We start from the raw sequence: 24,553 nt of genomic DNA, 5'->3' as shown, positions 1-24,553 counted from the left end.
GAGGAATCTATTCTACGATGGTGAATCGGCGCGGCCCAAACGGACGCTTCAAGCACGTGATGGGCATTGCCACGTTCGCGCCGTTTTAACGTTCACCGTTCAACCACTGCCTATGCCTCCGACCGCCCGTTCCAGTTCGATCCGCAAGGATGCCGACGCCGCCGAAACGCTCGATCCCGCCGACGACGATGCCGCTGACCAGCACGACAGCGAGCACGACGGTGGCGAGGAGAAACTGCGCTCGGGCATCCAGTCGATCGAAGTCGGGTTCCGTCTGCTCGACGTGCTCACGCACGAGCCGCGCGCGATGATGCTGCGTGATCTCGCGCAGCGCGCGGGCATGAGCCCGGCGAAAGCGCACCGTTATCTGGTGAGTTTTCAGCGTCTGGGCGTCGTCGCGCAGGACCCGTTGACGGGCCGCTACGAGCTTGGCGGCTTCGCGTTGCAGCTAGGCCTGGCGCGGCTCGCGCGCGTCGACGGCGTGAAGCTCGCGCGCATCGCGCTGGCCGAATTGCGTGACCGGCTCGATCTGACGGTCGGCATCGCCGTGTGGGGTAATCAGGGGCCGACTGTCGTGCACTGGATGGAATCGAGCTATCCCGCGAAGGCGTCGCTGAAACTCGGCGACGTGATGCCGATGCTGAGTTCGGCGACGGGTCTGCTGTTCGCCGCATATCTGCCGCGCAGCAAGACGGCCGCGATGATCGCGCGCGAACTGGCCGATACACAGCGTTGGGCGGCAGCCAACAGTCCGCGCACGCCGGACGATGTCGAACGCGTGCTCGAGGACGTGCGCGCGCATGGCTCGGCGCGCGTCGAAGGCATGTTGCTGCCGACCATTCACGCGTTCTGCACACCTGTGTTCGATTCGACCGGCGATCTCGCGCTTGGATTGATCGCGCTCGGTCACGAGGGCGCGTTCGATATCGCGTGGGGCGGCGAAGTCGACACGGCGCTGCGCGATTGCGCGCAGAAGCTGTCGTATGAACTCGGGTATAGTCCGACGCCTCGATGAGCGTGAGGAACGCGTGACGGCCGTGCGCGGTCGAATCGTGTTCAAACGCTCACAGGCTTGCGCCCCGCCTTCAGGATATTGCCTCTTCCGATGTCGTCTCCAGCCGCTCCCCGTTCTGTCACGCCGGCTCGCCTTGCTGCCGCACAGCGCCGCTCGTCGCGCTTGCGTTGGGCGGGTGTGCTGGTGACTGTCGTCGGCGCGCACTTCATCGCAGCGCAGTGGTTCGAGCGGCATCACGACACCTTCAAACCGGTGTCGCCTGAGCACGTTCCCGTGCAGGTCGCGCTGCTCAAGCCGGAGCGCATCGAAACACAGGCAGCCGGTTCGCCGCCGCCCGCGAAGGCGACGCCTGCGGCGCCGAAACGCGTCGCGCGAGCGCCGCGCGAACATGTGTTGACGGCCACGCAACCCGGCCATAAGCCGCTTCAAACAGCAGCCGCAACTGAACCGGCGAGCGCGCCTGCGGATGCTTCGGCTGCCGCTTCAGCGCCAGGCGTTGCGTCGTCCGCAACGGGAACGACCCATTCCAACGCCAATGCTGTCGGTCAAGGCAACGCGCCACATGCTGCGCCAGGCGTGAAATTCTCCGTGCCGCCCTCAGGCGAGTTGCAATACGACACGTTCTACAACGGCGTGCGCAATCAGCCGGGCACGATCCACTGGTCGAGCGATGGCCGCTCGTACGACATGATCGTGTCGGTGCCGCTGCCGTTCGTCGGCACGTTCAGTTATTCGAGCCACGGACATGTCGATGCATTCGGCCTCGCGCCTGATCAGTACATCGAAAAACGCGGCCGGCGCGGCGAGGACATCACCACCTTCCATCGCGACACGAAACAGATCGGCTTCTCGCGTACGCCAAATACGCTGCCGCTGCAGGACGGCGCACAAGACCGTTTCAGCATGGTGATGCAACTCGCCAGTCTGGTGCGCGGCGACCCTGACGCGTATCAGCCAGGCGTCACGCGCCAGTTCTTCGTGACCGACAACGACAGCGGCGAAATCTGGCCGATCGAGACGATAGGCGACGAATCGGTGCGCACCGATCAGGGCATCATCGATGCGCGCCATTTCATGCGCCTGCCGCGCCGCGAAGGCGACCGCCGTCGTATCGACGTGTGGCTCGCGCCATCGCTCGGTTGGCTGCCTGCGCGTCTGGTGCAAACCGAGCCGAACGGCACGCAGATAGAACTCGTATGGCGCGGCAAGATCGCGCCGCCGGATGCAAACGGCAAGCATGCCGCTTCGTCCGACGACACGCCACCCGCCCCTTCCCAACCTTCCGTCACCGATCCAGGCGCAGGGCCGGAAAAGCCCTGACGCGAACAGGTCCTTCGCAATGGAGGACACTCTGAAACCGGGGCGACACACACTGCACATCCGAAACTTCCACGGCTCGCATGAATCGCACGAATAAGCGCGCTGGTGCGCGCCGGCGGTTCATGCGAAACCGATGAACTCGAATCGGGTGAACTGCCGTATCCGTTCGTTATTTCATTGCGACATCACTTATGGAGTCCGCATGCAAATCAATGTGAATGGCATCGATACGCGCTACGTCCTGAGCAACGAGGGCGGTGGTCCATGGCTCACGTTCATTCATCAGCTTGGCGGCGATCTGTCGATCTGGGATCAGCTCGCCGGCTATTTTCGGGACGACTACACGGTTTTGCGCTACGACGTGCGCGGTCACGGTCAAACGGGCGTATCAGACGGGCCATTTCGTGTTGCAGATTTGTCGCAGGATCTACACATGTTGCTAGATGCGCTTGGCGTTGAGAAAACGCATATTGTTGGAATGTCGATGGGCGGGATGATTGCGCAACAGTTCGCGCTGGATAACCCGGCACGCATCGAAACATTGACGCTCGCCGACACGCACGCCGCCACGCCTTCGGACGGTCATGCCGTATGGGAGCAGCGCGGGGCGAAGGCGCGTAACGAAGGCGTCGCGGCGCTGGCCGGGGCAACGATGGAACGCTGGCTCACGGCGGGTTTTCGCAACGCGCATCCGGAGGTGGTCGAACCGATTCGGGAGGTATTCGAGAACACTTCGTCTGAAGGTTACGCGCAAGCGTGCATTGCGCTGCGCGATTTCGATGTGCGCAGTAGACTGAGCGAGATTGATCTTCCTACTCTCACTGTGGCTGGACGCCACGACGCAGGCACGCCACCTGCTGCTACACATGAAATTGCGAATGCCATCCGGAACGCGCAGTTCGAGTTGCTGGACGCAGCTCACCTCGCACCGATCGAACAGTCGCAACGTTTCACCGCTTTGCTGGAATCGTTTTTGCAAAAACGGGTCTAACCGATAGGTCCGGAGAATTCAAAGCGTCAGGCCGGACCCACCCCTTGAATTCCAAACCAAGGGCTCCATCTACGGTGCAACACTGGCCCGGAGCCATCGGAAATAAGGAGTGTCGCCATGCAAATGATCTACAACAGCCCCAACTATTGTGTCGTCGAGTTCCCGCCGCAAGACGGCCATCTCTCGATGCTATCCGGCGGGTATGAGATCGTCGACAAGAATACGCAGCGCGAGATTTACATCGACGGTGCGATGGCAGCCAGTTTTCGCGAACACGTGCAGAAACTGATCGAAGACGAACCGACGCTCGACGAAGTTGACGAGTTTCTCGGTCAATTCGACAGCCTGATGAACCAGCCGGTCATTCTTCACTGATCGACAGGCGCCATCCTCCAGGCGACACGTCCCATCGACCCCGCCCGGCCTCGCGCCGGGCGGGGTTTTTCGTTTTTATGCGGCCGGCTGGCGCTTTATGCGGATATCGCGGCGCGAAACGCCGGGGCGCTCCGTTTCGCTAGCTGCGCCGGAAGTAGCGCTTCGCGCCAGGCTGCCGCCAACCGCCGCGCGCCGCCCAGGTCCGCCGCGGGCGGCAGGTCCGCGACCATGCGGCTACAATATTGAGTTTCCCGAAAAAGCCGGTCCGCCCGGCACGAGCCCGATCAGACCATGAACCAGCCCGTCACGTCAGCCCCGTCAGCCGTCAGCCCGCGCACCGCCTATACGCGCGGCGCGGCCCTGCCCGCGTTGCTCGAATCGCGCATCCTGATCCTGGACGGCGCCATGGGCACGATGATCCAGCGCTACAAGCTCGACGAAGCCGCCTATCGCGGCGAGCGCTTCAAGGATTACGCGCGCGACATCAAGGGCAACAACGAACTGCTGTCGATCACACAGCCGCAGATCATCAGCGAGATTCACGAACAGTATCTGGCGGCGGGCGCGGACATCATCGAGACGAACACGTTCGGCGCGACGACCGTCGCGCAGGCCGACTACGGCATGGAAGAGCTTGCCGTCGAAATGAACCGTGAGTCGGCGAAGCTCGCGCGCGCCGCCTGCGTCAAGTACTCGACGCCCGACAAGCCGCGCTTCGTCGCCGGCGCGATCGGACCGACGCCGAAGACGGCGAGCATTTCGCCCGACGTCAACGATCCGGGCGCGCGCAACGTCACGTTCGACGAACTGCGCACGGCGTACTACGAGCAGGCGAAAGCGCTGCTGGAAGGCGGCGCGGACCTGTTCCTCGTCGAAACGATCTTCGACACGCTGAATGCGAAAGCGGCACTGTTCGCGCTCGACGAACTGTTCGAAGACACGGGCGAGCGTTTGCCGATCATGATCTCGGGCACGGTGACGGACGCCTCGGGCCGCATTCTGTCGGGACAGACGGTCGAGGCCTTCTGGAATTCGCTGCGCCACGCGAAGCCGCTGACGTTCGGCCTGAACTGCGCGTTGGGCGCGGCGTTGATGCGCCCGTACATCGCGGAACTGGCGAAGCTGTGCGACACCTATGTGTCGTGCTATCCGAACGCCGGTCTGCCGAACCCGATGAGCGATACGGGCTTCGACGAACTGCCCGCCGACACTTCCGGCCTGCTGAAGGAATTTGCGCAAGCGGGTCTCGTGAACATCGCGGGCGGCTGCTGCGGCACGACGCCCGAGCATATCGCCGCGATCGCGAAGGCGCTGAACGACGTGAAGCCGCGCAAGTGGCCGAGCCAGTATCGCGACGCCGCCTGAACTATTCAACGCACGCCTGACAGCACGCGCACCCCGAAGCATTGACGCACTAACGAAACACGCACACCAACCATGACCGATCACACGATGCGCCTTTCCGGCCTCGAGCCGTTCAACGTCACTTCGGGGACGCTCTTCATCAACGTTGGCGAACGCACCAACGTAACGGGCTCGAAGGCATTCGCGCGGATGATCCTGAACGGCCAGTTCGACGAAGCGCTGGCCGTCGCGCGCCAGCAGGTCGAAAACGGCGCCCAGGTCATCGACGTCAACATGGACGAAGCGATGCTCGATTCGAAAGCGGCGATGGTGCGCTTCATGAATCTGATCGCGTCGGAGCCGGACATCGCGCGCGTGCCGATCATGATCGACTCGTCGAAGTGGGAGGTGATCGAAGCGGGCCTGAAATGCGTGCAAGGCAAGGCGATCGTCAACTCGATCTCGCTGAAGGAAGGCGAAGAGAGCTTCCGCCATCACGCGAACCTGATTCGCCGCTATGGCGCGGCGGCCGTCGTGATGGCGTTCGACGAGCAAGGCCAGGCCGACACGTTCAAGCGCAAGACAGAAATCTGCAAGCGCTCGTACGACATCCTCGTCAATGAAATCGGCTTCCCGCCCGAAGACATCGTCTTCGATCCGAACATCTTCGCAATCGCGACGGGTATCGAGGAGCACAACAACTACGCCGTCGACTTCATCGAAGCGACGCGCTGGATCAAGCAGAACCTGCCGTACGCAAAGGTGAGCGGCGGCGTGTCGAACGTGTCGTTCTCGTTCCGCGGCAATGACCCGGTGCGCGAGGCGATCCATACCGTGTTCCTCTACCACGCGATTCAGGCGGGCATGGACATGGGCATCGTCAACGCGGGCCAGCTCGGCGTGTACGCGGACCTCGACGCCGATCTGCGCGAGCGAGTCGAAGACGTCGTGCTGAACCGCCGCGACGACGCCACCGACCGTCTGCTCGAAAGCGCCGACAAGTTCAAGACGGGCGCAGCGAAGAAAGAAGAGAACCTCGAATGGCGCAATCAGCCTGTCGAGAAGCGTCTCGCGCATGCGCTCGTGCACGGCATCACGAACTTCATCGTCGAAGATACGGAAGAAGCGCGCGCAAAAATCATGGACGGCGGCGGCCGCCCGATCAGCGTGATCGAAGGGCCGCTGATGGACGGCATGAACGTCGTCGGCGATCTGTTCGGCCAGGGCAAGATGTTCCTGCCGCAAGTCGTGAAGTCGGCGCGCGTGATGAAGCAGGCTGTCGCTCACCTGATTCCGTTCATCGAAGAAGAGAAGCGCCAGCTTGCCGAAGCGGGCGGCGACGTGCGCGCCAAGGGCAAGATCGTCATCGCGACCGTCAAAGGCGACGTGCACGATATCGGCAAGAACATCGTCTCCGTGGTGCTTCAGTGCAATAACTTCGAAGTGGTCAACATGGGCGTGATGGTCCCATGCAACGAGATTCTCGCGAAGGCGAAGGTCGAAGGCGCGGACATCATCGGGCTGTCGGGTCTGATCACGCCGTCGCTCGAAGAGATGGCCTACGTCGCGTCCGAAATGCAGCGCGACGACTACTTCCGCGTCAAGAAGATTCCGCTGCTGATCGGCGGCGCGACGACTTCGCGCGTGCATACCGCCGTGAAGATTGCGCCGCACTACGAAGGCCCCGTCGTATACGTGCCGGATGCGTCGCGCTCGGTGTCGGTCGCGTCGAATCTGTTGTCCGACGAAGGCGCGACGAAGTATCTCGACGAACTGAAGTCCGACTACGACCGCATCCGCGATCAGCACGCGAACAAGAAGGCGCTGCCGCTCGTCACGCTCGCCGAAGCGCGCGCGAACAAAACGAAGATCGACTGGAGCGGCTATCAGCCGGTGAAGCCGAAGTTCATCGGCCGGCGCGTGTTCAAGAACTTCGATCTGAACGAGCTCGCGAACTATATCGACTGGGGCCCGTTCTTCCAGACGTGGGATCTCGCCGGTCCGTATCCCGCGATCCTGAACGACGAAATCGTCGGCGAATCGGCGCGGCGCGTGTTCTCGGACGCGAAGTCGATGCTCGCGCGCCTGATCCAGGGCCGCTGGCTGACGGCGAACGGCGTGATTGCGCTGCTGCCCGCCAACACCGTCAATGACGACGACATCGAAATCTACACGGACGATTCGCGCACCGAAGTCGCGCTGACGTGGCGCAACATTCGCCAGCAAAGCGTGCGGCCCGTGGTGGACGGCGTGATGCGCCCGAACCGGTCGCTGGCCGACTTCATCGCGCCGAAGGACTCGGGCGTCGCCGATTACATCGGCATGTTCGCGGTCACGGCGGGACTCGGCGTCGACACGAAGGAAAAGCAGTTCGAACAGGATCACGACGACTACAGCGCGATCATGCTGAAGGCGCTCGCCGACCGTTTCGCGGAAGCGTTCGCCGAAGCGATGCACGCGCGCGTGCGCCGCGACCTGTGGGGCTACGCGAACAACGAAACCCTGTCGAACGACGAACTGATCGGCGAGAAGTATCGCGGCATCCGTCCGGCGCCCGGCTATCCGGCATGCCCGGATCACCTCGTCAAGCGCGACATGTTCGACGTCCTGCAAGCGGGCGAGATCGGCATGAGCGTCACCGAATCGCTGGCGATGCTGCCCGCGGCAAGCGTCTCCGGCTTCTACCTCGCGCATCCCGACAGCACGTATTTCTCGGTCGGCAAGATCGGCCAGGATCAGCTGGAGGACTACGCGCAGCGCATGTCGCTGTCGAAGGCGGATGCCGAACGGGCGCTCGCGCCGTTGCTGTAAGACACGGACGGCGGCCGGCAGGACTATATCGCTGGCCGTAGGCTGAATATTTTCAGTTGAAAGCACAGCGAATATTTTCGGCTTTGTAGACTGAGCGGGCATTACTTGCCGACCCGCCAGACGCGACCGTAAAAACGCGTCGGCTCAACGACTTGCAACCGTCAACGGAGAAAAATCGTATGAAGAAGCTGACGCTGATGTTGACCGCGTTATCGCTTGCCGCCATTGCACCCGTCACCGAGGCCCAGCCTCAGGCGCCGGGCGGATCGAGCGCGGTGAGTTCGTACTCCCCGCCCACCGTCAAACACGTGAAAAAGCCGAAAAAGAAAAAGACCAAGAACGGCGCATCCGCTCCCGCGACCGCGCCGCAAGGCGCGAGCCAGTAAGGCTCGCGGCGCGGCAAACAAAAAAGCCCGTCAGACGACGGGCTTTTTTGCTTCTGGGCTCACAGGCCGGGCCTGACCGGACGCGATGTGCGCTCCGCGTCGCCACGAAAGCGACGGCCAATCACACCCGGCAGAGGCGCCGGAACGGCCGCCGCTCGACGCACGCTGCGCACGCTTGCGCCTCGCTTCACAGGCCCCAGACGATATCCGTATTTTCCTTCTGCGCCGCGCGCAGCATGTCGAGGAACGGATATGCCCGTTGCGCGAGACCAATCGGAATCTCGTGGTGCTCGTGGCCTTCTTCCCCTTCGTGGAAGTGGCCTTCATGCTCAGCGCGTTCCTGCTTGTCCGTGACGATGGCCGCTTCAAGCTTCGAGATCGCCACGCCCAGTTCGTCGTGATTGATCACACCGCGTTCGCCGAGCCGCTTGCCGATGATGCCCAGCAAATATTGGGCGAGATTCTCCAGCATCACTACATCGGGTGCGGAGCGGCATTTGAAAGTAATCAGCATGATGACGGTTCCCTTTTCGTTATGTTGGCTTCTCGCGCGGCCAGCCGCAGGACACTCGCGACATCGCAACAACCAGCCGCACGGGTTCCGTTGACACGCCCGCCTGTCAGTCGACGGCAGGCTGGCGGGCCACGGCCCTTGCTGGGCATCTCATTGGACATATTAGCACCTGCTAAAATCCGACATTGACGGAAAAAGCTCGCTGCCGTGCGGCCGGGCACGCTGCGCTGCGTCGCGGCTGCGCGTGCTGCAGACTGTCGCCACGGCCCGTGCCACGAAACGTTGGCTGCCTTGCCGCGCCGCCGCAGCCTCACGCGGGCGTCGCGCATCGGGCGCTCAAGCGTTTTCCACGCCGTCGACGGTCTTGCATCACGCCGTTCGCGGCGCTGCCCCGTTTCATCGGACTGCCTCACTGGACTCGCAACAAGCATGCTGCCTGCACACAAACACACTCTCGAAACCCTGTTGACCGACGTGGTCAAGCAGGTCGCCCAGGCGACGCAAGGTGAATCCGAAGCCGCGTTCATCGCGCCCACCATCACGCTCGAACGCCCGAAGGTCGCCGCGCACGGCGACGTCGCGTGCAACGTCGCGATGCAACTCGCCAAGCCGCTGCGCGCCAATCCGCGCCAGCTCGCCCAGCAGATCGTCGATGCACTGCCCGCGCATCCGCTCGCCAAGGGCCTCGTCGATAGCGCCGAAGTGGCCGGTCCCGGCTTCATCAACCTGCGTCTGTCGGCGGCTTCCAAGCAGGCCGTGATCGCCGCCGTGTTCGAGCAACGCGAAACCTTTGGCCGCTCGCAGCGCGACGCCGGCAAGCGCGTGCTGGTCGAGTTCGTCTCGGCCAATCCGACCGGTCCGCTGCACGTCGGCCACGGCCGCCAGGCCGCGCTCGGCGATGCGACGTCGAACGTGCTCGCGTCGCAAGGCTACGACGTGCACCGCGAGTTCTACTACAACGACGCAGGCGTGCAGATCGGCAATCTCGCCATCTCGACGCAGGCGCGCGCCCGTGGCCTGAAGCCGGGCGACGCAGGCTGGCCCGAAGCCGCGTACAACGGCGAATACATCGCCGATATCGCGCGCGACTATCTGAACGGCGAGACCGTGTCGGCCAGCGACGGCGAACCCGTCAAGGGCGCGGGCAACGTCGAAGACCTCGAAGCGATCCGCCGCTTCGCGGTCGCCTATCTGCGTCATGAGCAGGATATGGACCTGCAGGCGTTCGGCGTGAAGTTCGACCAGTACTACCTCGAATCGTCGCTGTACTCGGAAGGCCGCGTCGAGAAGACGGTGAGCGAGCTGATCGCGGCTGGCAAGACCTACGAACAGGAAGGCGCGCTGTGGCTGCGCACCACCGACGACGGCGACGACAAGGACCGCGTGATGCGCAAGTCCGACGGCACGTACACGTACTTCGTGCCCGACGTCGCGTATCACGAGACGAAGTGGGAACGTGGCTTCACGAAGGTCATCAACATCCAGGGCTCGGACCACCACGGCACGATCGCCCGCGTGCGCGCCGGGCTGCAGGGTCTTGGCATCGGCATTCCGAAGGGCTATCCCGACTACGTGCTGCACAAGATGGTCACCGTGATGCGCGACGGCCAGGAAGTGAAGATCTCGAAGCGCGCGGGCAGCTATGTGACGGTGCGGGATCTGATCGAATGGTCGGGCGGCGCGGTGCCGGGCCAGGAAGCCTCGCCCGATCTGCTCGACGAAGAGACGATCCGCCGTGGCCGCGACGCCGTGCGCTTTTTCCTGATCTCGCGCAAGGCCGACACGGAGTTCGTGTTCGACGTCGATCTCGCGCTCAAGCAAAACGACGAGAATCCGGTGTACTACGTGCAGTACGCGCACGCGCGCATCTGCTCGGTGATCAACGAATGGAAGTCGCGCTACGGCGCCGACGAAGCCGTGCTGCCGTCGGTCGATCTGTCGCCGCTCGACAGCGAGCGCGCGATGGCGCTGCTGCAGAAGCTCGCCGAATTCCCCGACATGCTCACGCACGCCGCCGACGAACTCGCGCCGCATGCCGTCGCGTTCTATCTGCGCGACCTCGCAGGCGAATTTCACTCGTTCTACAATGCCGAACGCGTGCTCGTCGACGACGAAGCGCCGCGCAACGCGCGCATCGCGCTGCTCGCGGCGACGCGCCAGGTGCTGGCCAACGGCCTCGCTGTGATCGGTGTGTCGGCACCCGCAAAAATGTAATCTCCGCGCGGTTCAATTGAACTTAATTGGGACGATACAAAGATGACCGTCGCTATAATCGACGGTCATTCCAGATTTCCTTTTGCAGGTGAATTAGACGATGGCAAAACCACGCCGCACTACAAAGCAGTCGAAACAAACCGGGGGCACTTTTCTCGGTATCGTGCTGGGCCTGATCGTCGGCCTGGCCATCGCGGTGGTGGTGGCGCTCTACATCACGCGCGCACCGACGCCGTTCGTCGCGAAGGTCGCGCCGCCCGCTGCATCCGATAGCGGCGCAAGCCAGCCGCAATACGACCCGAACCGTCCGCTGCAAGGCAAGACGCCTGGCCAGCCGGTGCCGCAAGCTGCGCAACCCGCGCCGCCCAATACGGCGCCGGGCCAGACCACGAACCAGACGCAGACGTCGGGCATGCTCGAAGAGCCGCAGATCGTCGAAGTGCCGCCGTCGAACAACGGCGTCGCCGTGGCACCGAAGCCCGCGCAGGACAACGGCGCCGCCACCGCGTTGATTCCGCCGAAGAAGGCGCCGAACCCGACCAGCGCGCCCACCACGACGGCCAACAACGCGCCGACGCAGCCGCCCAAGGCCGGCTCGACGCCGACCGCCAACGGCACGCCGCCCGCCGCCAACGACGCAAACACCGGCTATCTGCTGCAAGTGGGCGCCTACAAGACGTCCGCCGACGCCGAACAGCAGCGCGCGCGCCTCGCGTTCCAGGGTTTCGAATCGAAGGTCACCCAGCGCGATGCGGGCGGTGTGACGTACTATCGCGTGCGTATCGGCCCGTTCTCGAAGTTCGAGGACATGAACACGACGCGTCAGCGTCTTTCGGATGCGGGCGTCGATACGGCCGTCATCCGCTTCACCAAGCAGTGATTCACATTCGGTAATGCATTCTCACGGGCCGCCGCTGAACCTCGAGCGCGCGGCACGAGTCTCATGTGCGGCAGCTTGCCGTCGAATCCGTAGCGGTCGCGGCGCGCAACAGGCCGGCCACCGTTACTTCCCCTGATTGGGTTCACAAGACATGAAAAAACTGCTCAGCATTCTGTTCCTCTCGATCGGTCTCGTCGCGAGCGCGGCACAAGCGGCGCCCGCTGCGCCCGTCGCAGGCAAGGACTACACCGTTCTGTCCACGCCGCAGCCCGTCGAAGCACCTGCCGGCAAGATCGAAGTCATCGAGTTCATGTGGTACGGCTGCCCGCACTGCAACGAGTTCGACCCGTATCTCGAAGCGTGGGTCAAGAAGCAGGGTCCGGACGTCGTATTCAAGCGCGTGCCCGTTGCGTTCCGCGACGACTTCATCCCGCACTCGAAGCTCTATCACGCAGTCGACGCGCTCGGCTTGGCCAACCAGCTCACGCCGGACATCTTCCACGAAATCCACGTCAACAAGAACTACCTGCTGACGCCGGAAGATCAAGCCAAGTTCCTGAAGACGAAGGGCGTCGAACCGAAGAAGTTCATGGACGCGTACAACTCGTTCTCGACGCAGAGCGCGATCCAGCGCGACAAGAAGCTGATCGAAGACTTCAAAATCGACGGCGTGCCGACGCTCGCCGTGCAGGGCAAGTACGAAACGGGTCCGGCGCAGACCAACAGCCTGCCGGGCACGATCCAGGTGCTCGACTATCTGGTCGCGCAGGTTCGCGCCAAGAAGATGTAATTCAGCCCGCACGCGCCGCATGAGTTCACCCCTGAAGGTTTTCATCACCGGCGCGTCCAGCGGTATAGGTGAAGCGCTCGCCGCCGACTATGCGCGGCGCGGCGCGATTCTCGGCCTCGTCGCCCGTCGCGGCGACGCGCTCGCCGCCTTCCAGCAGTCCCATCCCCAGAACACGATCTCCGTGTATTCCGTCGACGTACGGGATGCGGAGGCGCTCGCGCAGGCTGCGCAGCAATTCATCGCGGAGCATGGCTGCCCCGACATCGTGATCGCGAACGCGGGTATCAGCCGCGGCGCCGTGACAGGCCACGGCGATCTGCAAACGTTCCGCGACGTGATGGACATCAACTACTTCGGCATGGTCGCGACCTTCGAGCCGTTCGCGCAGGCGATGGTCGACGCGCGCAAGGGCGCCCTCGTCGGCATTGCGAGCGTCGCCGGCGTGCGCGGCCTGCCGGGTTCGGGCGCGTATAGCGCGTCGAAATCGGCGGCGGCGAAGTATCTGGAAGCGCTGCGCGTCGAGATGCGGCCGTTCGGCGTGTCGGTCGTGACGATCGCGCCTGGCTACATCCGTACGGCGATGACGGCGCACAATCCGTACTCGATGCCCTTCCTGATGGACGCGGACCGCTTCGCCGCCAAGGTCGCCGAAGCGATCGCGCGCAAGAAGCGCTTCGCGACCTTCCCGTGGCAAATGCGCGTCGTGTCGATGTTGCTGCACGTCGCACCGCGCTGGCTCTACGACGCCGTCTTCGAAAAGGCTCCGCGCAAGCCGCGCGCCGCGCAGTAGATCATGCCCACGCGTGTCGTCGATGCAGCCGGTATCGAGCACGCGAAAGCGCAACACGCCGCGCGCATCGTGTCGCTGGTCCCGAGCATCACGGAACTTCTCTTTGCCTTGAAGCTGGATGCGCAGATCGTCGGGCGCACGGGCTTTTGCGTGCATCCGCGCGACAAGGTGCGCCGTGTGCCTAAAGTGGGCGGCACGAAAGCCGTGAAGATCGACGCCGTGCGCGCGCTGCAACCCACTCATGTCATCGTCAATATCGACGAGAACGAACGCGAAACCGTCGAGCAGTTGCGCGCGCTCGTGCCGCATGTCGTCGTCACGCATCCTTTGACGCCCGGGGACAACTTCGCGTTGTATGCGCTGCTCGGCGCGATTTTCGATCGCGACGACGAAGCGCTCGAATTGAGCGTCCAGCTTCAGACGCAACTCGACGCATGCGCAACGCGCGAATGGCCGCAGCAGAACGTGCTCTACGCGATCTGGCGCGAGCCGTGGATGACCGTCGCGCGCGACACCTATATCTCAGCGATGCTGCGCCTCGTGAACTGGCAGACGCTGCCCGATCTGCGCGGCGGCGAGACAGGCGCGGCGCGTTATCCTTCGTTCGATCTGGATGCTGCGTGGCTCGCTCGGGCCGACCGCGTATTGCTGTCGAGCGAGCCGTATCGCTTCACGCAGCAGCATTGCGACGCGCTTGGACACGACACGCGATTCGCAGGCAAACGGATCGAACTGATCGACGGCGAAATGGTGTCGTGGTACGGCTCGCGGGCGATCGACGGCATCGCGTATCTTGTGGACTACGCCAGCCGTTAGCCCGTATCCGCCGCCATATGAATATGCGGATTCAATTGTTGTCGCTGCTGAAAGCGTTCGATAAGCTTGCGCCAGAGCCGGCGAGACGCGACGCATTAAATTTGACGCAATGCGCCTGCACAGAAACCGTATCAGAATCAGTTTGCGTGAAAGCACCCGCCCGGAGCGCGCGTAGTGAGCCGCAACATGCACCGCGCCGCCCCGCCACGAACAATTCGAAATCCCGGGAGATCTTATGCGTTTCAAGTTGCTTGCCGCCGCCGCGACGCTGACGGCCCTCGCCACCGCGCCCGCGCTGGCCGTCGCGAAGCCACTCACCGTCTGTACGGAATCGAGTCCGGACGGCTTCGACGTCGTCCAGTACAACTCGCTCGTCACGACCAATGCATCGGCGGATGTGATTTTCAATTCGCTCGTGTCGTACGACGAAGCGGCGAAGAAAGTCGTCCCGTCGCTCGCCGACAAATGGGATGTGAGCAGCGACGGCCTCACGTACACGTTCCATCTACGGCCGAACGTCCAGTTCCAGACCACCGACTACTTCAAGCCCACCCGCGCGCTCAACGCCGACGACGTCGTCTTCACGTTCAGCCGCATGCTCGACGACAACAACCCGTGGCACAAGGTCGCAGGCGCGAGCGGCTTTCCGCACGCGCAGTCGATGGGCCTCGTGAAGCTGATCAAGGCGGTATCGAAAGTCGACGACAACACGGTGAAGTTCGAACTGAACGAGCCGAACGCGACCTTCGTGTCGATCCTGACGATGGGCTTCGCGTCGATCTATTCGTCCGAGTATGCAGATCAGCTGCTGAAGGCGGGCAAGCAGACCGACCTGAACGCGAAGCCGATCGGCACAGGTCCGTTCGTGCTGAAGGGTTACACGAAGGATTCGATCATCCGCTACGACGTGAACCCGAGCTACTGGGGCGCGAAGCCGAAGATCGACCGGCTGATCTACGCGATCACGCCCGACGCCGCTGTCCGCGCGCAGAAAGTGAAGGCGGGCGAATGTCAGATCGCGCTGTCGCCGAAGCCGCAGGATGTCGCCGACGCGAAGCAGGACAAGTCGCTCGCCGTCGTGCAAACGCCCGCGTTCATGACGGCGTTCGTCGCGCTGAACACGCAGAAGAAGCCGCTCGACAATCAAAAGGTACGCGCGGCACTGAACATGGCGTTCGATCGCACGTCGTACCTGAAAGCCGTGTTCGACAACACGGCAACGCCCGCGAACAATCCGTATCCACCCAATACCTGGAGCTACGACAAGGCCGTCAAGCCGTGGCCGTACGACGCGGAGAAGGCGAAGAAGCTGCTCGCCGAAGCGGGCTACCCGAACGGCTTCGAAACGACGATCTGGGTGCGTCCGAACGGCAGCGTGCTGAATCCGAATCCGAAGGCGGGCGCGGAAATGCTGCAGGCGGACTTCGCGAAGATCGGCGTGAAGGCCGAGGTGAAAGTGATCGAATGGGGTGAGCTGATCAAGCAGGCCAAGCAGGGACAGCACGACACGCTGTTCATGGGTTGGGCCGGCGACAACGGCGACCCGGACAACTATCTGTCGCCGCTGTTCAGCTGCAATGCGGTGAAGTCGGGGATCAACTTCGCGCGTTACTGCGATCCTGAACTCGACAAGCTGATCGCGCAGGGCAAGGAGACGGCGGATCAGGGCAAGCGCACGAAAGCGTATGAAGCCGCGCAGCAGATCATTCACGATGCCGCGCTGTGGATTCCGCTCGGCTATCCGACGGCGGCGGCGATCACGCGGACGAACGTGAGCGGGTATCACGTCAGTCCGTTTGGTCGTCAGAATTTTGGGGCGGTGGTGGTGCAGTAAGCTGCGCCTTGCGCTGTGAAAAAGCCCGGCCTGCGACATGCGGCCGGGCTTTTTGTTTGGGGCGATGAAGTGAGTCAGTCGCGTCGCGAGTGCCGAACCGCGCGACAGCGGCACTCTTATCTGGCTTCACTCTCGAACCGGATCACCCCATCCTCCCCGTGCACCCGCTTCAACTCCCCCTGAAGCCACAGCAGATGCAAATGCGCGAGCGCTTCGCCCATCGCGAACGTCATCTGGTGAATATCGAGTTCCCGTTTGAACATGATGGGAACGATATCCGCCGCACTACACGGCTTCTGCGCACACGCCTCACGCACTTCCGCGAGCCGCGCGGCGTGGTGATCCCGCAGTTGCCCGATACGCGTATGCAGACCCCGAAACGGCTTGCCATGCGAAGGCAGCACGAGCGTATCCGCCGCCATCGTTTCATAGCGCCCGAGCGAACCGAGATACAGCGCCAGAGGATTGCCTTCCGGCTCGATGTCGAACACCGATACGTTCGTCGAAATGCGCGGCAGCACCATATCACCGGAAATCAGCACGCGATCCGCTTCCGCGTGCAGCGCGCAATGCTCCGGCGAATGACCGAAGCCCGTCACGACTCGCCACGTGCGCCCGCCGATCGACAGCGCATCGCCGTCGCGCATGCGCCGGTATTGCCCCGGCACCGAAGGCACGAGGCTCGAGTAGTAGCTCTTGCGGTTGCGCAGCTTGTCGAGCGACGCTTCGTCGCTCAGACCGTGCCGCGCGAAGTGCCGCGCCGCGCCCTCGCCGCCCGCGTTCGAGCCGTCGCCGGCCGCCATCACACGACCCAGCATGTACTCGCCGAGCGTGATCCACAGACGCACGTTCCAGCGCTTTTTCTCGCCGCCCTCGCATAGCCAGTTCGCGAGCCCGAGGTGATCCGGATGGCAATGCGTGACGATCACGCGCAGCACGGGCAAGCCTTCGAGTGCCGTGTCGAACAGCGATTCCCAGTTCGCCTTGATCTCGTCCGACGCGATTCCGCAATCGATGATCGTCCAGCCCTTCTGCCCGTCGATCTCGTCGCGCAGTAGCCAGAGGTTGATGTGATCGAGGGCGAACGGCAATGGCATACGCAGCCAGTAGACGCCCGGCGCGACTTCCCGCGTCGTGCCGGCAGCGGGCATCTGGTCGGCGAATGGATAGTCGAGTTGGTGTTCGAGAGCATTCATCGTGGGGTTTCCTTCGTCGGCGGCACGGGCGGTTGCATGATCGGTGACATAAACCGGGTCGTGCGCGTGGTTGCGCTTTGTTCAGGTTGACGATAACGTAAACGTCGATTCTAGCGTTCAATCCGTTTTTGTGCCCGGCCGTCAGGACAAATCGGACAGACCGGACAGGCCGACCCAGACCCAACGATGAACACCCAATACACGATTACCGAACTGGCCCGCGAATTCGACGTGACGCCACGCGCGATCCGTTTTTACGAGGACCAGGGTTTACTCTCACCGAGCCGCGAAGGCTCAAGCGGATTGCGCCGCGTGTACTCGGGACGCGACCGCACGCGGCTACGGCTGACGCTGCGTGGCAAGCGTCTGGGGTTCACGTTGTCGGAAATTCGCGATCTGCTCGACCTGTACGATTCGCCGACGGATACCCAACCGCAGCTGCAGGCGTTTCTGGCGACGGTGGTTCGGCATCGCGAAGTGCTGGAGCGCCAGCGCGAGGACCTCAACGCGACGCTCGAAGACCTGGCGCAATACGAGGCGCAGGCGCGCGCGCTGCTCGAAAGCGGCACGCGCGGCGACGGCTACGGCGAGGCAGAGACACTCGCGCGCGAAAGCACCAAGGCGAGTTGAAAGAAAAATCCTGATCGGAAGATCAGGCGTCAAACACGACAGTTGGCGCGGCGTTGCATGAAGATGCGCCGAACGCCATGCAACACGCTTCAAACGGCAATGCGTCGGCGCCGCGCCCAAAAGGCTTCAAGGCGTCTCGCAAGCTCACCCGGACGATACAATCGCAGGTGTCTTCGCGACATTGAACGAATGCACGGTCGACATGAATCACTTTCCCAAACTGCTGTCGTCACAGATCGGCTTCGACGTCGCGGAAACACTGCTCGCGGGGTTCGACCGGCATTACCGGATTTTCCGCGAAGCGGCGATCCATGCGAAAGACCTGTTCGAAGCCGCCGACTGGCACGGCCTGCAGAAACTCGCACGCGACCGGATCACCTCGTATGACGAGCGCGTGCGCGAATGCATCGAAAAGCTCGAGGATGAATACGACGCCGAGAGCATCGGCGACGATGTCTGGCAGCAGATCAAGCTGCATTACATCGGTCTTCTGACCTCGCACCGCCAGCCCGAATGCGCAGAGACGTTCTTCAATTCGGTGTGCTGTCAGATCCTGCATCGCTCGTACTTCAATAACGATTTCATTTTCGTGCGGCCCGCGATTTCGACCGAGTACATCGAAAACGACGAGCCGGCTGCGAAGCCGACGTACCGTGCGTATTACCCCGGCAGGGACGGTCTCGCCGTCACACTGGAGCGTATCGTCACGAACTTCCAGCTGAACCCGCCGTTCGAGGACCTGACGCGCGACGTCGAATGCGTGATCCAGGCGCTGCACGACAACTTCGGCACCTTCAACGAAGCGCCCAATTTCCAGATTCACGTACTGTCGTCGCTGTTCTTCCGCAACAAGGCGGCGTACATCATCGGGCGCATCATCAACGGCGACATGATGGTGCCGTTCGCATTGCCGGTCCATTACGTGAAGCCCGGCCTGCTCGCGCTCGATGCGCTGCTTTGCAAGCGCGACCAGTTGCTGATCATCTTCAGCTTCGCGCATTCGTACTTCCTCGTGGATATGGAGGTGCCGTCCGCGTACGTCGAATTTCTCGGCAGCCTTCTGCTGGGCAAGCCGAAGGCGGAAATCTATACGTCGGTGGGCTTGCAGAAGCAGGGCAAGAATCTTTTCTATCGCGATCTGCTGCAGCATCTCAAGCATTCGAGCGACCGGTTCATCATCGCGCCCGGCATCAAGGGCATGGTGATGCTCGTGTTCACGCTGCCGTCGTTTCCGTACGTGTTCAAGCTGATCAAGGATTCATTCCCGCCGCCGAAGGAAACGACGCGTGCACAGGTGGTCGGCAAGTATCAGCTCGTCAAACGCCACGACCGTCTGGGGCGCATGGCCGACACGCTCGAATATTCGAGTGTCGCGTTGCCGCTGTCGCGCCTCGATCACGCGCTCATGCGCGAGCTCGAAAAGGAAGCGCCGTCGATGCTCGAATACGAAGGCGACAATCTCGTCATCAGGCATCTGTATATCGAACGGCGCATGGTGCCGCTCAACATTTTCCTGCAGAACGGCACGGACGCCGACGTCGAGCACGGCATTCGCGAGTACGGCAACGCGGTGAAAGAACTGATGCAGGCCAACATCTTTCCCGGCGACATGCTGTACAAGAACTTCGGCGTCACGCGACACGGACGCGTCGTGTTCTACGACTACGACGAGATCGAATACCTCACCGATTGCAACGTGCGCGCGGTCCCGCCGCCGCGCAACGAGGAAGACGAAATGTCAGGCGAGCCGTGGTACACGGTCGGCCCGCACGACATTTTTCCGGAGACGTACAACACGTTTTTGCTCGGCGATCCGCGCGTGCGCGAATCTTTCCTCAAGCATCACGCGGATTTCTTCGACCCTGCGCTATGGCAAAAGCACAAGGATCACATTCTGCGCGGCGAGCTGCCCGACTTTTATCCCTATGACGGCAGCCTGCGTTTTTCCGTGCGCTATCCGGAACGGTTCGCAGCAGATCAGGATCGCGCTGCCAATGCATCCACCACGTCGACGGTGCGCGCAGCGTGAAAGTGCATACCGTCCACAATTGAACAACATCAAACAACCAGATTACGTCGGAACGAATCATGACTACGAACGCCTCTGCTAATGAACATCCCCTCGCGCATCTGTTCGCGAACAACGATGCCTGGGTCTCGCACAAGCTCGAAGAAGATCCCGAGTTTTTCTCGCGGCTCGCGCATCAGCAGGCGCCCGAGTATCTGTGGATCGGTTGCGCGGATTCGCGCGTGCCCGCCAACGAGATCATCGGCCTGCCGCCGGGCGAAGTGTTCGTTCACCGCAATATCGCGAACGTCGTCGTGCACTCGGACCTCAACTGTCTGTCCGTGGTCCAGTTCGCCGTCGATCTGCTGAAGATCAAGCACATCATGGTGGTCGGCCACTACGGCTGCTCCGGCGTCGGCGCGGCGCTGCACGGCCGGCGTGTCGGTCTCGCCGACAACTGGCTGCATCACGTGCAGGACGTGCGCTCGAAGCATTCGGCGCTGCTCGAACAATGGCCAATGGGCGAAGCACGACATCGCCGTCTGGTCGAGCTGAACACGATCGAACAGGTCGTCAACGTGTGCCGCACGACGATCATCAACGACGCATGGGCGCGTGGCCAGGACCTCACCATTCACGGCTGGGTGTATGGCGTGCATGACGGCCGCGTGCGCGATCTCGGCATGACGGTGAAAGATCCGTCCAAGCTGGAGGAGACCTACACCAGTTGCGTCGCGGCCGTTTCCGCGAACCGCGCGCACACAGCTGACGACGACATCGCCGCCGCCGACGCCGGGAAGCTCGGCGGCGTGGCCGCTGTCGTTCACGGTGTTATCAAGGAGATGAAACATGAGTGAGACAAAAGATCCCGTGGTTATCGTTTCCGTCGCGCGCACGCCGATGGCCGCGTTTCAGGGTGAGTTCGCGTCGCTGACGGCGCCGCAGCTGGGCGCGATCGCGATCAAGGCGGCCGTCGAACGCGCCGGACTGAAGCCTGAACAGGTCGAGGAAGCCGTGATGGGCTGCGTGTTGCCCGCGGGCCAAGGCCAGGCGCCCGCGCGCCAGGCGGCGCTCGGGGCGGGTTTGCCGCTGTCGACGGGCTCGACGACGGTCAACAAGATGTGCGGCTCGGGCATGCGGGCGGCGATGTTCGCGCACGACATGCTGACGGCCGGTTCCGTCGACGTGATCGTCGCGGGCGGCATGGAGAGCATGACGAACGCGCCGTACCTGCTGCCTAAAGCGCGTGGCGGCATGCGCATGGGTCACGGCCAGGTGATGGACCACATGTTCCTCGACGGCCTCGAAGACGCCTACGAGAAAGGCCGTCTGATGGGCACGTTCGCCGAAGAGTGCGCCGGTTCGTACGATTTCACACGCGAATCACAGGACAAATTCGCCATCGAGTCGCTGACGCGCGCGAAGCGCGCCAATGAAGACGGCTCGTTCGCATGGGAAATCGCCCCCGTCACCCTCGAAGGCAAGAAAGGCAGCGTGACGGTCGAGCGCGACGAACAGCCGTTCAAGGCGAACCTCGACAAGATTCCGACGCTCAAGCCCGCCTTCAGCAAGACGGGCACGGTGACGGCGGCGAACTCGTCGTCGATCAGCGACGGCGCAGCCGCGCTCGTGATGATGCGTGAATCGACGGCGAAGCAGCTCGGCGTGACGCCGCTTGCGCGCGTCGTCGGTCATGCCACGTTTGCGCAGGAACCGGCGAAGTTCACCACGGCGCCCGTCGGCGCGATCCGCAAGCTGTTCGACAAGAACGGCTGGAAAGCGCAAGACGTCGATCTGTACGAAATCAACGAGGCATTCGCTGTCGTCACGATGGCCGCGATGAAAGAGCACGACCTGCCGCACGACAAGGTCAACGTGAACGGCGGCGCGTGCGCGCTCGGCCACCCGATCGGCGCATCGGGCGCCCGCATTCTCGTCACGCTGATCGGCGCGCTGAAAAAGCGCGGCCTGAAACGCGGCGTCGCAAGCCTGTGCATCGGCGGCGGCGAAGCGACGGCGATGGGCGTCGAGCTGGTCTGACGCATCGTTCGAAAAGCGGCGCGCGACGGCCCGCGCGCATCGAGACACGACAGGACATCTCATGAAGACAGTGTTGATCGTAGGCGCGTCGCGCGGCATCGGACGCGAGTTCGTGAAGCAGTATCGGCACGATGGCTGGCGCGTGCTCGCCACCGCGCGCGACGAGGCGTCGCTCGGTGAGCTCGTTGCGCTCGGCGCCGAAGCGTTTTCTCTTGATGTCGCCGCGCCCGAAGATATCGCCGCGCTCGGCTGGAAGCTGGACGGCGAGCGGCTCGATGCGGCCGTGATCGTGTCGGGCGTGTACGGGCCGCAGACGGAGGGCGTAGAAACCGTCACCGCCGACGACTTCGACTTCGTGATGGCGACCAACGTGCGCGGGCCGATGCAGCTGATCCCGGTTCTGCTGCCGCTCGTCGAAGACGCGCGCGGCGTGCTCGCCGTGCTGTCGAGCCGCATGGGCAGCATCAGCGAAACGACGGGCACGACGGGCTGGCTGTATCGCGCGAGCAAGGCGGCGCTCAACGACGTGCTGAAAGTGACATCGCTGCAGACCCGTCACGCGACCTGTGTGTCATTGCATCCGGGCTGGGTGCGCACCGACATGGGCGGGGCATCGGCTGCCATCGATCCCGCGCACAGCGTGCGCGGCATGCGGGAAGTGCTGGCCCAGGCGGCCAGCACACCGCATCTTTTTCATGGCCGCTTCTTCCAGTACGACGGCACGGCGATCGACTGGTAACGGCAAACAACAGACAAATAATCTGGAGACACCCGCATGTTGCTCGATCAGGACCATCTGATGATCCGCGACGCGGTGCGCACTTTCGTGCGCGACGCCGTGACGCCCAATGCGGCGCAATGGGACCGCGAGCGCACGTTCCCGGCCGACGTGCATCGCCAGCTCGCCGAACTCGGCGCGTACGGCGTGCTCGTGCCGGAGGAATACGGCGGCGCCGGGCTCGATGCGCTCGCGCTCGCGTTGATCCTCGAAGAGATTGCAGCGGGCGACGGCGGCACGTCGACGGCGATCTCGGTGAATAACTGCCCCGTGTGCAGCATTCTTCTGACGTATGGCAACGAGCAGCAGAAGCGCGACTGGCTCACGCCGCTCGCACGCGGCGAGATGCTCGGCGCGTTCTGCCTCACCGAACCGCAGGCGGGCTCGGATGCGTCGGCCTTGCGCACCACGGCTACCCGCGACGGCGACGCTTACGTGCTCAACGGCGTCAAGCAGTTCATTACGAGCGGCAAGAACGGCAATGTCGCGATCGTGATGGCCGTTACCGACAAAAGCGCCGGCAAACGCGGCATCAGCGCGTTCATCGTGCCGACGGATACGCCCGGTTACGTGGTCGCGCGATTAGAGGAAAAGCTCGGGCAGCATTCGTCCGACACTGCGCAGATCATCTTCGACAATTGCCGCGTGCCCGCCGCCAACCTGATCGGCGCGGAAGGAGAAGGCTACCGGATCGCACTGTCGGGGCTCGAAGGCGGGCGCATCGGCATTGCCGCGCAAAGCGTCGGCATGGCGCGCGCGGCATTCGAAGCGGCCCTCGCCTACGCAAAGGAGCGTGAAAGTTTCGGACAGCGGCTCTTCGCGCACCAGGCCGTGCAGTTCCGCCTCGCCGACATGGCGACGCAACTCGAAGCGGCGCGCCAGTTGATCTGGCATGCGGCGTCGCTGAAAGACGCGGGCCAGCCATGTCTGACGGAAGCGGCCATGGCCAAACTGTTCGCCTCCGAAGCGGCGGAGCGCATCTGTTCGGCCGCGCTGCAGATTCATGGCGGCTACGGCTATCTGAGCGACTTTCCCGTCGAACGTATTTATCGCGATGTCCGCGTCTGCCAGATCTACGAAGGCACCAGCGATATCCAAAAGATTCTGATCGCGCGCGGACTGAGCTGAATTTCTTCCCAACCTTTCATGACTGCATCAGCGAAACAACGTCCCACCGATTGCCCTTGCGGCGGCGCCGCCCCGAACCGGCGCGACCCGGCCAAGCCACCGCGTTTCGCGGATTGCTGCGGCCGGTTCATCGACGGCGGTGCAGCCGCGCCGACCGCGCTCGAACTGATGCGCTCCCGCTATAGCGCCTACACGCTCGGCGAATCCCAATATTTGCGCGATACATGGGCACCGCAAACCTGCCCCGCCGATCTCGACGCCGACCCGAACGCACCCGACGCGCCCCGCTGGCTAGGTCTGCAGATCAAACGCTTCACGCCGCTCGACGCTACGCACGCCGAAGTGGAATTCGTCGCGCGGTACAAGGTGGGCGGACGGGCGCACCGGCTGCATGAATCCAGCCGCTTTATCAGAGGCGAAGACGGGCGCTGGCGTTACGTCGATGGCGATGTAAGCGACCGCTGACGCTAGCGTTCCGGTTGCGCTGCAACAATGTATCGGGCATCCCTTACACATCTCAAATAAGGGCCATTTCTGTAAGAAAATCAACGTGTTGGGTCAACGCCACGTCCCTCAATTACCCATTATTTCCGAATCGCCGCGGAAACCCGCCCCGAACGGCATCGTGCACATCAGACAAAAGGAAATTCGTGCCGCAAGGGGTTTGTACTGAATTGCACAAATATAAATTGT

At 63.0% G+C, this 24,553-nt stretch carries 22 protein-coding genes; 20 read left to right on the top strand and 2 right to left on the bottom strand.

Annotated elements, in window-relative coordinates; translation table 11 throughout:
• The first annotated feature begins 112 nt into the window (after positions 1-112).
• From PPGU16_RS01255 to PPGU16_RS01225, 7 genes are all read left to right on the top strand, one after another.
• Complete coding sequence (locus tag PPGU16_RS01255; protein ID WP_180721361.1) at positions 113-1,015, top strand: IclR family transcriptional regulator; 903 nt, start codon at positions 113-115, stop codon at positions 1,013-1,015.
• 90 nt (positions 1,016-1,105) lie between these two features.
• Positions 1,106-2,335, top strand: a complete 1,230-nt coding sequence (locus tag PPGU16_RS01250) for a DUF3108 domain-containing protein (protein WP_180721360.1) — start codon at positions 1,106-1,108, stop codon at positions 2,333-2,335.
• Between the two features lie 202 nt (positions 2,336-2,537).
• Positions 2,538-3,326 (top strand): alpha/beta fold hydrolase, encoded by a 789-nt coding sequence (locus PPGU16_RS01245; RefSeq protein WP_180721359.1) that lies wholly within the window; start codon positions 2,538-2,540, stop codon positions 3,324-3,326.
• 117 nt (positions 3,327-3,443) lie between these two features.
• Entirely contained in the window at positions 3,444-3,701 is a 258-nt protein-coding gene (locus PPGU16_RS01240) for a BTH_I0359 family protein (RefSeq protein ID WP_007577767.1), read from the top strand.
• 291 nt (positions 3,702-3,992) lie between these two features.
• Positions 3,993-5,066 (top strand): homocysteine S-methyltransferase family protein, encoded by a 1,074-nt coding sequence (locus PPGU16_RS01235; RefSeq protein WP_180721358.1) that lies wholly within the window; start codon positions 3,993-3,995, stop codon positions 5,064-5,066.
• 72 nt (positions 5,067-5,138) lie between these two features.
• Positions 5,139-7,856, top strand: coding sequence for a methionine synthase (gene metH, locus PPGU16_RS01230; protein ID WP_180721357.1), 2,718 nt, complete (start codon positions 5,139-5,141; stop codon positions 7,854-7,856).
• A 179-nt stretch (positions 7,857-8,035) separates the two neighbouring features.
• Positions 8,036-8,242: an acid-shock protein gene (locus tag PPGU16_RS01225; RefSeq protein ID WP_180721356.1), complete on the top strand. Its 207-nt coding sequence runs from the start codon at positions 8,036-8,038 to the stop codon at positions 8,240-8,242.
• 187 nt (positions 8,243-8,429) lie between these two features.
• Here PPGU16_RS01225 and PPGU16_RS01220 read toward each other — a convergent pair whose 3' ends face one another.
• Positions 8,430-8,756, bottom strand: a complete 327-nt coding sequence (locus PPGU16_RS01220) for a DUF1840 domain-containing protein (RefSeq protein ID WP_180721355.1) — start codon at positions 8,754-8,756, stop codon at positions 8,430-8,432.
• Positions 8,757-9,185: 429 nt separating this feature from the next.
• Between PPGU16_RS01220 and argS the strand changes: the two genes are divergently transcribed.
• The 6 genes from argS to PPGU16_RS01190 all read left to right on the top strand — a co-directional run bounded on the left by argS (position 9,186) and on the right by PPGU16_RS01190 (position 16,080).
• Positions 9,186-10,970 (top strand): arginine--tRNA ligase, encoded by a 1,785-nt coding sequence (gene argS / locus PPGU16_RS01215; protein ID WP_180721354.1) that lies wholly within the window; start codon positions 9,186-9,188, stop codon positions 10,968-10,970.
• A gap of 100 nt (positions 10,971-11,070) precedes the next feature.
• A complete protein-coding gene (locus tag PPGU16_RS01210; protein ID WP_180721353.1) occupies positions 11,071-11,850 on the top strand; it encodes an SPOR domain-containing protein in 780 nt (259 codons plus the stop codon).
• 151 nt (positions 11,851-12,001) lie between these two features.
• Positions 12,002-12,640, top strand: coding sequence for a thiol:disulfide interchange protein DsbA/DsbL (locus PPGU16_RS01205; RefSeq protein ID WP_180721352.1), 639 nt, complete (start codon positions 12,002-12,004; stop codon positions 12,638-12,640).
• Positions 12,641-12,659: 19 nt separating this feature from the next.
• Positions 12,660-13,430 (top strand): SDR family oxidoreductase, encoded by a 771-nt coding sequence (locus PPGU16_RS01200; protein ID WP_180721351.1) that lies wholly within the window; start codon positions 12,660-12,662, stop codon positions 13,428-13,430.
• 3 nt (positions 13,431-13,433) lie between these two features.
• Positions 13,434-14,246 (top strand): helical backbone metal receptor, encoded by an 813-nt coding sequence (locus tag PPGU16_RS01195; RefSeq protein ID WP_180721350.1) that lies wholly within the window; start codon positions 13,434-13,436, stop codon positions 14,244-14,246.
• Between the two features lie 235 nt (positions 14,247-14,481).
• Entirely contained in the window at positions 14,482-16,080 is a 1,599-nt protein-coding gene (locus PPGU16_RS01190) for an ABC transporter substrate-binding protein (RefSeq protein WP_180721349.1), read from the top strand.
• 116 nt (positions 16,081-16,196) lie between these two features.
• Here the strand turns inward: PPGU16_RS01190 and PPGU16_RS01185 are convergent, their stop codons facing one another.
• Entirely contained in the window at positions 16,197-17,276 is a 1,080-nt protein-coding gene (locus PPGU16_RS01185) for an MBL fold metallo-hydrolase (protein WP_180721348.1), read from the bottom strand.
• 186 nt (positions 17,277-17,462) lie between these two features.
• On the opposite strand from PPGU16_RS01185, the gene PPGU16_RS01180 reads away from it, so the two are divergent.
• The 7 genes from PPGU16_RS01180 (at position 17,463) to PPGU16_RS01150 (ending at position 24,325) form a co-directional block, all read left to right on the top strand.
• Positions 17,463-17,906, top strand: coding sequence for a MerR family transcriptional regulator (locus PPGU16_RS01180; protein WP_180721347.1), 444 nt, complete (start codon positions 17,463-17,465; stop codon positions 17,904-17,906).
• Between the two features lie 202 nt (positions 17,907-18,108).
• The gene (gene aceK / locus PPGU16_RS01175; protein WP_180721346.1) at positions 18,109-19,935 is read left to right on the top strand and encodes a bifunctional isocitrate dehydrogenase kinase/phosphatase; all 1,827 of its coding nucleotides are present in this window, start codon (positions 18,109-18,111) and stop codon (positions 19,933-19,935) included.
• 59 nt (positions 19,936-19,994) lie between these two features.
• The gene (gene can / locus PPGU16_RS01170) at positions 19,995-20,771 is read left to right on the top strand and encodes a carbonate dehydratase (protein WP_180721345.1); all 777 of its coding nucleotides are present in this window, start codon (positions 19,995-19,997) and stop codon (positions 20,769-20,771) included.
• Positions 20,764-21,954, top strand: a complete 1,191-nt coding sequence (locus PPGU16_RS01165) for an acetyl-CoA C-acetyltransferase (RefSeq protein ID WP_180721344.1) — start codon at positions 20,764-20,766, stop codon at positions 21,952-21,954. Before can ends, PPGU16_RS01165 begins: the two co-directional genes overlap by 8 nt.
• A 61-nt stretch (positions 21,955-22,015) precedes the next feature.
• Positions 22,016-22,693, top strand: a complete 678-nt coding sequence (locus tag PPGU16_RS01160) for an SDR family oxidoreductase (protein WP_180721343.1) — start codon at positions 22,016-22,018, stop codon at positions 22,691-22,693.
• Between the two features lie 36 nt (positions 22,694-22,729).
• Positions 22,730-23,860 carry an acyl-CoA dehydrogenase family protein gene (locus PPGU16_RS01155; protein ID WP_180721342.1) on the top strand — a complete coding sequence of 377 codons (1,131 nt, stop codon included), beginning with the start codon at positions 22,730-22,732 and terminating at the stop codon, positions 23,858-23,860.
• 18 nt (positions 23,861-23,878) lie between these two features.
• Positions 23,879-24,325, top strand: coding sequence for a YchJ family protein (locus PPGU16_RS01150; protein ID WP_180721341.1), 447 nt, complete (start codon positions 23,879-23,881; stop codon positions 24,323-24,325).
• Positions 24,326-24,553 lie beyond the last annotated feature (228 nt).

This window comes from Paraburkholderia largidicola (assembly GCF_013426895.1).
Lineage (GTDB): Bacteria > Pseudomonadota > Gammaproteobacteria > Burkholderiales > Burkholderiaceae > Paraburkholderia > Paraburkholderia largidicola.
The sequence above is the reverse complement of the archived record's forward strand: the minus strand, read 5'-3'. Positions and strand labels throughout refer to the sequence as shown.